The 12,743-nt window shown below is 31.2% G+C and carries 10 protein-coding genes; 9 read left to right on the forward strand and 1 reads right to left on the reverse strand.

The genetic code is table 11. The annotated features are described in order from the left end of the window. Positions 1–102: 102 nt before the first annotated feature. The 8 genes from ACFS3A_RS02550 to ACFS3A_RS02585 all read left to right on the forward strand — a co-directional run bounded on the left by ACFS3A_RS02550 (position 103) and on the right by ACFS3A_RS02585 (position 8,705). Positions 103–402 (forward strand): DUF4834 family protein, encoded by a 300-nt coding sequence (locus tag ACFS3A_RS02550; protein ID WP_379823765.1) that lies wholly within the window; start codon positions 103–105, stop codon positions 400–402. Between the two features lie 49 nt (positions 403–451). Continuing rightward, complete coding sequence (locus ACFS3A_RS02555) at positions 452–2,893, forward strand: YfhO family protein (protein WP_379823766.1); 2,442 nt, start codon at positions 452–454, stop codon at positions 2,891–2,893. Positions 2,894–2,960: 67 nt separating this feature from the next. Further along, positions 2,961–3,128: a hypothetical protein gene (locus ACFS3A_RS02560; protein ID WP_379823767.1), complete on the forward strand. Its 168-nt coding sequence runs from the start codon at positions 2,961–2,963 to the stop codon at positions 3,126–3,128. After that, complete coding sequence (locus tag ACFS3A_RS02565) at positions 3,125–3,598, forward strand: nucleotidyltransferase (RefSeq protein ID WP_379823769.1); 474 nt, start codon at positions 3,125–3,127, stop codon at positions 3,596–3,598. Before ACFS3A_RS02560 ends, ACFS3A_RS02565 begins: the two co-directional genes overlap by 4 nt. Before the next feature lie 39 nt (positions 3,599–3,637). Continuing rightward, positions 3,638–4,924, forward strand: a complete 1,287-nt coding sequence (locus ACFS3A_RS02570; protein ID WP_379823770.1) for a glycosyltransferase family 4 protein — start codon at positions 3,638–3,640, stop codon at positions 4,922–4,924. Positions 4,925–4,963: 39 nt separating this feature from the next. After that, entirely contained in the window at positions 4,964–6,433 is a 1,470-nt protein-coding gene (locus tag ACFS3A_RS02575) for an oligosaccharide flippase family protein (protein ID WP_379823771.1), read from the forward strand. Between the two features lie 96 nt (positions 6,434–6,529). Then, the gene (locus ACFS3A_RS02580) at positions 6,530–8,176 is read left to right on the forward strand and encodes a mechanosensitive ion channel family protein (protein ID WP_379823772.1); all 1,647 of its coding nucleotides are present in this window, start codon (positions 6,530–6,532) and stop codon (positions 8,174–8,176) included. A 280-nt stretch (positions 8,177–8,456) separates the two neighbouring features. Next, positions 8,457–8,705, forward strand: coding sequence for a hypothetical protein (locus ACFS3A_RS02585; protein ID WP_379823773.1), 249 nt, complete (start codon positions 8,457–8,459; stop codon positions 8,703–8,705). Between the two features lie 76 nt (positions 8,706–8,781). Here the strand turns inward: ACFS3A_RS02585 and uvrA are convergent, their stop codons facing one another. Beyond that, positions 8,782–11,577, reverse strand: coding sequence for an excinuclease ABC subunit UvrA (gene uvrA, locus ACFS3A_RS02590; RefSeq protein WP_379823774.1), 2,796 nt, complete (start codon positions 11,575–11,577; stop codon positions 8,782–8,784). Between the two features lie 541 nt (positions 11,578–12,118). Here uvrA and ACFS3A_RS02595 point away from each other — a divergent pair. Continuing rightward, a complete protein-coding gene (locus ACFS3A_RS02595) occupies positions 12,119–12,703 on the forward strand; it encodes an RNA polymerase sigma factor (RefSeq protein ID WP_248726140.1) in 585 nt (194 codons plus the stop codon). Positions 12,704–12,743 lie beyond the last annotated feature (40 nt).

The following is a 12,743-nucleotide window of genomic DNA, read 5'->3' on the forward strand; positions in this document are numbered from 1 at the left end:
ATATAATAACGCATATCAAATGTACATATTTTATTATTTATTTAAGATTCATATTTTATTTTTAAACAACGGATTTATTAATTTTGGAAAAAATTTATAGTTATGCAAGAAGCATCATTTTCAGGTTTAAGATGGATTATTGGGATTATTGCCTTTTATTATATTTTTAAATTTTTGGCTAGAATCTTTTTGCCGGTATTGGTAAAAAAGGCTGTTGAAAACGCAAGCGGAAATTTTCAGAGACAGCAACAACAATATAATCAACAGTTTAATCAAAGTACTTCCTGGCAGAATACAAGTAAAAATAATAATGATGAAATAATTATTGACACTGCCAATGCTAAGAAGCCTCGCGAAACCAAAAAAGTGGGAGAGTACGTTGATTACGAAGAAATAGATTAGATTTGTGTCCTGAAAATTTAGGATTCATTTTAACCCAAACCAGCCAAAATTGAAAATAGTAAATAAGTTCTATCCGCACGCCCTTGTTGTATTGGGCTTTATCCTTGTATCATTAATTTATTTTTATCCAGTTCTGCAAGGAAAACAAATTTTTCAGTCAGATATTGCTCAATATACCGGAATGGCAAAAGAGCAAAATGATTTTAGAGCAATGGAAAATGCAGAACCTTATTGGACCAATTCTGCTTTTGGGGGTATGCCTACTTATCAGCTTGGAGCAAATTATCCATACGATTTTGTTGGTAAAATAGATGATGTATTGCGTTTTCTGCCTCGTCCTGCAGATTACTTATTTTTATATTTTCTTGGTTTTTATGGCTTATTATTAGTTTTAAAAACAGATCCGTTAAAGGCTTTTATTGGCGCCATTGCTTTTGGTTTTTCAACTTACATGATCATTATTTTGGGAGTTGGTCATAATGCCAAAGCACACGCTATTGCTTATATGCCTTTGGTAATTGCCGGATTTATACTCGTCTTTCAGAAAAAGTATATTTGGGGAGGTTTGCTCACGATGTTTGCGGTGGCATTAGAGGTTAATGCCAATCACTTTCAAATGACCTATTATTTATTGATTTTCTTATTGATACTTTCAGGTTATTACGCTTTTGAATTTATTAAAAATAAAGAATATAAGCCTCTTTTGGTTTCGATTGGAACTCTTGCTGTTGCAGGAATTTTTGCGATTGGCGCAAATGCCGGAAATTTATTAGCTACAAGCGAATATGCAAAATATAGTATCAGAGATAAAAGTGAGTTAACTTTTAATCCTGATGGATCTAAAAACGAGACTACTGCGTCTATGACAACAGACTACATTACAGAATATAGTTATGGAATTGCAGAAAGTCTCAATCTTATAGCTCCAAGAATTTTTGGAGGTTCAAGCCATGAAAATGTTGGAACGGATAGCCGTATGTATGAATTTATGCTTGAAAAAGGAGTTCCGGAAAGTCAGGCAAAAGATTTTGTTTCCGGAATGCCAACTTATTGGGGAGATCAGCCAATTGTTTCTGCACCTGCATATATCGGAGCAGTAGTATTCTTTTTGGCAGTTTTAGCTTTGTTTATTGATGAAAGAAAAATCAAATATGTTTTCTTAACAGGAGCACTTTTTACTTTAGTGCTTTCATGGGGTAAAAACTTCTCTTTATTGACAAACTTTTTTATAGAGTATGTTCCAATGTATGATAAGTTTAGAGCTGTTTCTTCTATACAGGTTATTTTAGAATTATGCTTTCCGGTTTTAGCTGTTATGGGATTACAATCCTTTTTTAAAGCTAAAGATGACCCAAAATTACAACAGAAAGCATTAGTTCAAACGGGAGTTTTTGGTTTAGGAATACTTGTAATTTTATTAATTGCCAAGGGCTTTTTCCACTTTACAGGAACAAGTGATCAATATTTCTTAGAGAGCTACGGACCAGATTTTGTTGATGCTTTAAAAGAAGACAGAATGACGATGTACTATGCAGATTTGTTAAGATCTGGATTCTTAATCGTAGTGACTTTTGTAATTCTTTGGATGTTCATTAAAAATAAATTCTCTCAAACAACTACTTTGATTATTGTGGGAATTGTCATGATTTTCGATTTGTTTTTTGTGGACAAAAAATATGTTTCAGCAAAAGACTTCGTAAGTCCGGTTCAGATTGCGGCTCCTTTTCAGGAAACGCCAGCTGATTCTCAGATATTAAAAGATACTTCAGTTTACCGTGTTTTCGATCTCCAGGGACAATTGCAGGGAAGGTCTTCTTATTTCCATAAAACAATTGGTGGTTATAGTGCTGTAAGACCTAGAAGAATGCAGCAATTATACGACTATCAAATAGCTAAGAATAATCTGGAAGTACTTAATATGTTGAATGTTAAGTATGTAATTCAGGTGGATAAAGAAGGAAATCAGATCCCGACTGTTAATCCGGATGCAAATGGAAATGCGTGGTTTGTAGGTTCTGTGAAACTGGTGAATAAACCGGATGATGTTATGAAAGCGCTGAATACTTTGGATACTAAAAAAGTTGCTGTTTTCAATGTTCACGAACACGAAGGTAAATTCCCAAATGCACGTCTAAAAAAGCCTTGGGATACATCAGGAACAATCAAAGTGGTAGAGTATAAGCCTAATTATATTAAATACAAATCGGATAATGAAAAAGACGGTTTAGCTGTTTTTTCTGAAATGTATTATAAAAATGGCTGGAATGCTTATATAGATGGTAAATTAACAGATCATTTCCCTGTTGATTATGTTTTAAGAGCAATGGAAATTCCTGGAGGTAAACATACTATAGAATTTAAATTTGAACCACAAGTTATTAAAACCGGAGGAACCATTACTTTGATTAGCTCAATTGGAATGTTTATTCTATTGGTTGGTGGGATTTATTTTGAAAGCCGAAAAGCTAAAAAAGGAATAAATACGATATAATTATCAATTATATATTCGTAAATCGTTTTGTATCTTTGGATTAGTCTATTTATAAAAAAATGAAGTGATGAAAAATTTTGTATTGAGTTTTGGTAATCCAAAAGAATTGGAGGCTAAAAGAATAGCAGAAATTAAATCGCTTTCTTATTTAGAAAGATTGGAACGATTAATGGTTTTGATAGAAGTTTCTTATACATTAAAATCAGGTAAGATTATTAAATCTAAAAAAACATGAATGAGCAGATAATTGCCATTTGGAATAGTTTTTTTGAGAACAAGGTTAAATATATAACTATTGGTGGATTTGCTGTAAATATTTATGGATACAATAGAAGTACAGGTGACATTGATATTTATTTAGAAGATACTATTGAAAATAGAATTAATTTAAGAAAAGCATTAAAATCAATTAATTTGGGAGATTTCGAAACTATCGAAACAATGCAATTTATACCAGGTTGCACAGATTTTACTTTAAGTTATGGTTTAAGGCTTGATATTATGACTGCTGTAAAAGGTTTAGAAGATAAATCTTTTTCTTCTTTGTTGGAAGATGCAACAATCGTAATGATTGGTGAAACTCCAGTTTATTTTATTGACTACGAAAATTTAATTATTGCTAAAAAGGCTTCTAATCGAGCGAAGGATATTCTAGATATTGAGGAATTACGGAAATTGAATAATGAAAATCAAGAAGATAATTAATTCGATTTAAGGTTATTTTAAAGAAATTAAATAAGAACATTGGAACAAAAAAAACTCTTAATAATTACCTATTACTTTCCGCCTGCAGGTGGGCCTGGTGTACAGCGTTGGTTGAAATTTATAAAATATCTTCCCGAATTTGATGTACAGCCAATTGTTTATGTTCCGGAAAATCCAACTTATCCAATTGTTGATGAAGGTTTAGTTAGTGAGATATCAGATAAAGTAATTGTTTTAAAGAATAAAATTTGGGAGCCTTACCAATTGGCTTCCATTTTTTCAAAAAATAAAACTAAAAAAATCAGTTCAGGCATTTTTCCACAAAAGAAAAAGCAGACTTTTTTAGATAAAACATTTCTGTGGGTTCGTGGAAATCTTTTTATTCCGGATGCTCGTGTTTTTTGGGTAAAACCTTCTGTTTCTTATTTAGAAAAATACATTCAGGAGAATAATATTGATACTATTGTAACTTCAGGGCCGCCGCATAGTCTGCATTTAATTGGTTTAGAATTACAAAAGAAATTAAATGTAAAATGGTTTGCCGATTTTCGTGATCCTTGGACAACAATTGGTTATCATAAAGCACTTCGTTTGTCTTCTTATGCGGAAAAGAAACATAAAAGTTTAGAACATAAAGTTTTAAATACTGCTGATGAAATTATTGTAACCAGTAAAACTACAAAAACAGAATTTGAAGCTATTACAAATAAACCAATTACGGTTATTACAAATGGTTACGATGTAGAAACGGTTGAAAAACAAACTCCAGACAGTAAATTTACTCTGGCACATATTGGCTCTTTTTTATCAGACAGAAATCCGCCTTTTTTGTGGGAGGTTTTGGTAGAACTACTTCAAGAAGTTTCAGGATTTAAATCTCACTTAGAAATTAAATTAATTGGAGCTGTAAGTCAGGAAGTGCTAGATGCAATAAAAGAGCATAAATTAAATGATCATCTGAATTTAGTTGGATACGTTTCTCATAAAGAAGCAGTTGCCCATCAAAGAAAATCTCAGGTTTTACTTTTAATCGAAATTAATTCTGAGGATACCAAAAGCATTATTCCTGGAAAATTATTCGAGTATATGGTGTCAAACCGCCCAATAATAGCGATTGGACCACAAGGTTCAGATTTTGCAGATATTGTGACGCAGACCAATACTGGAGTATTTTTTGATTATTCTGAAAAAGCGAAGTTAAAAAGTGTAATTTTGGACTTTTTTAATCAGTTTTTGGAAGGGAAATTACAAGCGCACGGAATTGGTTTACAGCAATATTCCAGAAAAAACCTAACCAAACAATTAGCACAACTGATTAAGAAATAATCAATTGAAAATTTAAATTCTACAATCTAAACTCAAGAAATGGGTATTGTCTTAAATCAGTCTTTTAAAAATACTGTAATTACATATATTGGTTTTGGTATCGGAGCCATTAATACACTTTATTTATATCCAATTTTTCTGGGATCAACCTTTTATGGATTAACTAATTATATTACTTCCAGTGCGAATGTTATAATGCCATTGTTTGCTATTGGAATGCAAAATACTTTAGTGAAATTTTATTCTCAGTATAAAACAGAGGAAGAAAAATCCCGTTTTTTATCTTTTACAGTCTTGTTTCCCATTCTGTTAATAATTCCATTGTTATTAATCGGGCTTTGTTTTTATGATGAGATTTTGTTCTTTTTATCAAAAAAGAATGCAATTGTCAAAAGTTATATATGGTTAATACCTTTTATCGGTTTAACTATGGCTTACTTCGAAATTTTTTACGCCTGGGCACGTGTTCATATGCATTCTGTTTTTGGTAATTTCATTAAAGAAATTGGTTTACGATTATTCTCTTTGTTTTTATTGATTGCTGTTTATTTCAATGTACTTAGCGTTGAAGGATTTGTATATGCAACTGCAGTGTTATATTTATTAGCATTTTTAGTAACTATGTTTTATGCTTTTAACGTTCAGAAACCAGTGTTTCAGCTTAAAAGACCTGAGAATACAAAAGATATCCTGATTTATTCATTTTATATTATTTTGTCAGGAAGTGTTGCTAATTTACTTTTAGACGGAGATAAAATGATATTAAATCAATATATGATTATTGACAATATTGCATTTTATTCTGTTGCTACTTATATTGCTTTGGTGATTTCGGTGCCAAGCCGAGCAATGCACCAAATTGTGTATCCGATTACGGCTAAATTGATGCACGAAAACAAACATGATGAATTGAATCAATTATACAAAAAAACTTCTATAAATCTGCAGATTGTTGGTGGATTTGTAATGCTTTGCATTTTTGTAAATATCAATCAGTTGTATGAATTAGTTCCAAAAGAATATAGCGGAGGTATTTCAGTAGTATTTATGATTGGTCTTTCAAAATATTTTGATTTAATTTTAGGGAACAACAACGCTATTATCTTTAATACAAAATATTACCGAATGGTGTTGTATTTAGGATTGATGCTGGTTGTTTTAACTGTGGTTTTAAATATGATATTTATTCCGATTTTTGGAATTTTCGGTTCTGCATTTGCTACGCTTTTGTCAATTACTTTGTATAGTTTAGCAAAACTGCTTTTTGTGGTAAAGAAACTTCATTTATATCCTTTTACCAAACAAACTATTTATTCAATGCTTTTGACTTTTGCATTGTTTTTAGTTTTTTATTTTTGGGAATTTCCATTTTTCCAATTGATTAGTATTGTTTTAAAATCGATTTTAGTAACCATTTTATATGTTTATTTAAATTATAAATTTAAAATTTCACCAGAGATTAATGACGTTATTGATTCAATCTTTAAGAAAATAGGTGTTAAGATTTAATTTTTGGGTTGTAGGAAAAATGGAGTCAATCTAAAATTGCAGCATTTTTATTTTTATATTTGTTAGAAAGGATAACTGATTTATTTCTAGTAGAATATGAAAATAAAAGTACTTAGGTTATTAACTTTCTTTCTTGTTTTGTTTTCTTGTTCGATGTTGAGTCAGAGCAGGAATCTGAAAATTTCAGATACATCAACAGTAAAGCTTAAAGGTTATCCTGTAAGTCCTTTTAAAGACACGCTTTTTTACGTGTATAATAATGTAGGATCTTTTCCTGCTAAAGAACGGGCAGAATATATAGCTAATAAAATTAGGAGACTTTATAACGAATCTTTTTTCGAAAAAGATTCTCTCAAAGTTGTTCCTTCTGATGTTTCTACAGACATTGTTTATAAGAATGATCTCGTTCTGATGTCAGTTTTAGAATCTGATGCAAAAGCTGAAAATCAAACAGTTTCTTTTATTGCCAATCGCAATTTAAAGATCATTAAAAGCGCTATAATTTATCAGAATGAAAATTATTCTCAACTTCCTAAGCGATTTGGATATACGGCTCTACTGGTTCTGATTATTGGACTGATCCTGTTTCTGGTCAATAATGTATTCCGCCTCATCAAAAAATATATTGTTAAGAATAAAGAAAAATATTTTAAAGGAGTAAATTACAATACCGTTAAAATATTGTCACCGGATAAGCAACTGTTTTTGTTTCTTAGATTTTTTGGTTTTATCAGGATTCTAACACTTATCCTGATTGTTTATCTCTCGCTTCCTATTTTGTTCAGTATTTTTCCTGCGACAAAAGAATATACCACAACGCTTCTTAGATGGATTTTAACACCGGCGAAATCTGCGTTGATGGGATTTGTTGGTTTTCTGCCAAGTCTATTTACAATTATCGTAATTATTATAATTTTTAAATATTCTTTAAAAATTATAAAATTTTTCTTTGATGAAATAAAATCAGAAAACATCAAAATTGATGGTTTTTACAGTGATTGGGCTTTACCGACTTTTAACGTAATCAGATTATTGATGTATGCCTTTATGCTAGTCGTCATTTTTCCGTACCTGCCAGGTTCTGATTCTGCAATTTTTAAAGGAGTTTCGGTATTTGTTGGTGTTTTGTTTTCTCTTGGATCTTCAAATGCGATCGCTAATATGGTGGCAGGATTGGTTATAACTTATATGCGTCCATTTAAGATTGGTGATTATATTAAAATTGGTGATGTAAGTGGAGAAGTGGTTGAAAAAACGGCTTTGGTTACCAGAATCAGAACTCCAAAATTTGAAGATATTACAATTCCTAACGCAACAGTTTTGTCGAGTACATCAACCAATTATTCAGCTAATACTAAACAATCTACCAGTGGTTTACTAATACACACTACAGTAACGATTGGTTATGATGTTCCGTGGAAGGAAATTTACGCCGCTTTAGTAGAAGCAGCTTTGAATACTGAAATGACAGAAAAAGAACCAAAGCCATTTGTACTTCAAACTAGCTTAGATGACTTTTATGTTTCGTACCAGATTAATGTTTACACCAAGGAACCTACTAAACAGCCTCGAATTTATTCTTCGCTCCATCAAAATATTCAGGATTCTTTCAATGCAGCCGGAATCGAAATTATGTCACCACATTATAATGCGATTCGGGATGGAAACACAACTACAATTCCACCAAATTATTTAAAAGAAGATTATGAAACACCCGCTTTTAATTTGAAGAACAAAAGTTAAATAATTGAAAACGAGTCATTAAATAATAAATTTTAACATGTATTTATTTTGTAATTAATTAGATAAAAATTAACTTTAGGCTGAAAATTTAATACTACTTGGAAGAAATTGCAGAATTATTTCTAACAAAATCACTAAATGTAGGTATTTTATTATTTTTTTATTTTGATTAAGTTTGCAATAAAATGTGAAAGAAAAAGTTTATGATTAATTGAAGAATTGAAGAATTATGAAGGACAATCAGCTCAGCCAGGAACAAAGCATGCAAGTATTTTCAAATATGATATCAAACAAAGTTCATAATGGATTTACGTTGGAAGAAAGAAATGATGAATTCCTTTTCGCTGTTTTATCAAAAGGAGGAAAAGTAGTTAATCACAGTTTAAATTTCATGATTTTTTGTTTAACTCTTGGGTTATGGTCATTTGCTTGGCTCTATTTAACCTTTGAGGCATCCAAACAAAAAAAGATTTTAGTAGCTATCGACGAAGATGGTCTTCCTTTTGAGGAAAGATGTCTGGTAGCTTAAAGTAAAAAAGAAATAAAAAAATAAGCCATAAATACAAACTAATCAATTGTATTTATGGCTTATTTTTTTGGAAGTTTTATAATTTATCTTTTAAATAAACTCCTGTTACAGATTCTTTTACTTTTACAATATCTTCAGGAGTTCCGGACGCGAGTAAATGCCCTCCGTTTTCTCCTCCTTCAGGACCAAGATCCAAAATCCAGTCGGCACATTTTATCAAATCCAGATTATGTTCGATTACAATAATAGAATGTCCTTTTTCTATTAAAGCATCAAAAGAAGCCAGAAGTTTTTTGATATCATGAAAATGAAGTCCGGTTGTAGGTTCATCAAACACAAACAGTGCTTTATCTTTTGTAGCTCCTTTTACAAGGAATGAAGCTAGTTTGATACGTTGTGCTTCACCACCGGAAAGGGTAGAAGAAGATTGTCCCAATTGAACATATCCCAAACCAACATCCTGAAGAGGCTGTAATTTTTGCGTGATTTTAGTTTGCTTATTCTTTTCAAAAAAAGCAATTGCATCATCAATCGTCATGGTAAGAACATCATTGATATTTTGATTGTCAAAATTGACTTCTAAAATCTCTTTTTTAAATCGTTTTCCTCCACAGGTTTCACACGGAAGCGAAACATCGGCCATAAATACCATCTCGACGTTTATAGAGCCTTCTCCTTTACAAGTTTCGCATCTTCCTCCATCAACATTAAAAGAGAAATGTTTGGCCTGATAACCTCTTATTTTAGATAATTTTTCTTTTGCATATAAATCTCTAATGTCATCATACGCTTTGATGTAAGTCACAGGATTAGAACGTGAACTTCTTCCTATTGGATTCTGATCGACATATTCAATATGTTTGATTTGAGAAAAAGAACCTTTTAGTTCACTGAATTGTCCTGCTTTTTCGGCAGCACTTTCCAGTTTTTTCTGCATTGCAGGAAACAGGATTTTTTTAATTAAAGTACTTTTTCCACTTCCGGAAACTCCTGTAACAACAGTCAATACATCTAATGGAAAAGTAACGTCAATATTTTTTAAGTTGTTTTCGCGTGCTCCGACAATGTCAATATGATTTTTAAATTTTCTTCTTTTTTTTGGAACAGAAATCTCCAGATTTCCATTTAGATATTGAGAAGTTAAAGAATCGGATTTCAGGATTTCATCATAAGTTCCCTGAGCAACCAATTTTCCTCCGAAAGTTCCGGCTTCAGGACCAATATCAATAATCATATCAGCAGCTTTCATAATATCTTCATCATGTTCAACCACAATAACTGTATTTCCCAAATCACGAAGAGAAAGCAATACTTTAATCAGTCTTTCTGAATCTTTCGGGTGTAGACCAATACTGGGTTCGTCCAAAATATACATAGATCCAACTAAGCTACTTCCTAAAGAAGTTGCGAGATTAATACGTTGGGATTCACCTCCGGAAAGTGTAGCAGAATTTCTGTTTAAAGTCAAATAATCTAATCCAACTTCACTCAAAAATGACAAACGGTTATTGATTTCGATCATTAAACGTTTGGCAATCTGCTGTTCGTAAACATTTAATTCGATGTTTTTAAAGAAAGTAACCAAATGTTTTATAGGCAAATCAACTAAATCTGAGACTGTTTTACCGTTGATTTTTACATAAGAAGCTTCTTCTCTTAAACGCTTGCCTTTGCAGACATGGCATTTTGTTTTACCACGGTAACGTGATAACATTACGCGGTTCTGAATTTTATAATTTTTCTCTTCTAATTCTCTGAAGAAATCATTTAATCCTTGAAAATATTGATTTCCGGTCCAGATTAAATCTTTCTGTTCTTCAGTTAGCTGAAAATAAGGTTTGTGAATAGGGAAATCAAATTTATAAGCATGTTTTACAAATTCATCTTTGTACCAGCTCATACTTTCTCCACGCCAAGGATAAATAGCACTTTCAAAAACCGATAAAGAAGTATTTGGAACAACCAGATCGGCATCAATTCCAATTATATTTCCATAACCTTCACAAGCTGGACAAGCTCCGTACGGATTGTTAAAACTGAATAAATGGACATTTGGTTCTAGAAAGGTGATTCCGTCCAATTCAAAATTATTTGAATAAGAAAATCTTTTATCACCGTTTAACTCCTGTAAATAGCAAATTCCCTTTCCTTCAAAAAAAGCAGTCTGAACAGCATCGGCAAGTCGATTATAGAATTCTTCCTCCTCTTTTACAACGATACGATCAATAATTAATAAGATATCTTTATTGTCAAACTGATGTAAATCTGAAGCTGAAAATTCATCTAAACGAATCATTTCGTTATCAACCAAAATACGGGCAAAACCTTGTTGCAGTAATATTTTTAGTTTGTCTTCCAGCTGTCTTCCTTCTTCAAGATGAATAGGAGCAAGCAAAAGCCATCTGCTGTCAATTGGCAAGGTTTTAACATCTGAAATTACATCAGTTACGGTGTTTTTTTTGACCTCTTGTCCGGAAACTGGAGAGTAAGTACGACCAATTCTCGCAAATAAAAGTTTGATGTAATCGTAAATTTCTGTTGATGTTCCAACAGTAGAACGAGCGTTGGTAGTGTTTACCTTTTGTTCAATTGCAATTGCCGGAGCAATTCCTTTAATATATTCTACTTTCGGTTTGTCCAATCGGCCTAAAAACTGACGGGCATAAGAAGATAAACTTTCTACATAACGTCTTTGTCCTTCGGCATATAAAGTATCAAATGCTAAACTCGATTTTCCGGATCCGGAAAGTCCTGTAATAACAACCAGCTTGTTTCTCGGAATAACTACATCTACATTTTTTAAATTATGTACTTGCGCTCCTTTTATTATAATATTTGATTTTGGATCTATTTTAGAAAGGTCAATTTGCATAAAAAAGTCAATTTTTACAAAAGTAATCAATTTTGAATTGGATTCTGTTAAGGATATAGTTCCAAATTTTAACTATTTTATCATAATTCCAGTAAGTTGAAAAGTTATTTTCAGAAGAGCTTTTTCAAATAAAATACATTTTTTAAAGGAACGAAGCCTTAAATAACATAATCATGAAAAAAAGAAAGGAATTAAAAACAAAGATTAATCAAAAAAAAAGTTGTAATTTAAATCTGTATTTTAAGAATATAATAAACCGTTTATCGATTAATTTTAACGTTTGAAAGCCTGTTTTTAAAGGGATTTGGTTAATTTTTATTTTATAGATTTTTAGCCTTTTCTATGTAAAAATTAGGTTTATTTTATTTTAATAAATGTTTTTATTAGAATTATTAGTGATTTTATTTGCTTTTTAAAACATTTATTTGTTAAATTTGGTCGCAATATTAACACAACTCAAAAAAGATTACGCCTATATAGAAAAACTACTTTTTAGAAAAATTACTCCAAATTTTAAAATTAAAACTAAAAAGGTAGAATTATGGCTGATCTGCATACTCCAGATGCTCTATTAGTGAAAAATTATGTCGATGGCAGTGAAGCTGCTTTGGCTACATTAATAAAGAGGCACGAATCGAAGATATATGGTTTCATATATTCTAAGATAGCTGATAGAGATATTTCAAATGATATTTTCCAGGATACATTTATTAAAGTAATTAAAACTTTAAAAAGCAATTCTTATAACGAAGAAGGTAAATTCCTTCCTTGGGTAATGCGTATTTCCCACAACCTGATTGTGGATCACTTTCGTAAAACTAAAAAAATGCCAATGTACAGAGAAACCGAAGAGTTTTCGATTTTCTCTATTATGTCGGATGATGCTTTGACGATTGAAGGGAAAATGATAGTAGATCAGGTGGAACTTGATTTAAAAAAACTTATTGAAGAACTTCCGGACGATCAGAAAGAAGTGCTTGTAATGCGTATGTACCAGGATATGAGTTTTAAAGAAATCTCAGAAATTACAGGTGTTAGCATCAATACTGCACTAGGAAGAATGCGGTATGCATTAATGAATTTGAGAAAAATAATTGATAAACATCAAATTATTTTAACCAACTAATAATATTATGGTAATAAGCTCGTTATACTATTATAAAACA

The organism is Flavobacterium notoginsengisoli (genome assembly GCF_042686225.1).
GTDB classification, from domain to species: Bacteria; Bacteroidota; Bacteroidia; order Flavobacteriales; family Flavobacteriaceae; genus Flavobacterium; species Flavobacterium notoginsengisoli.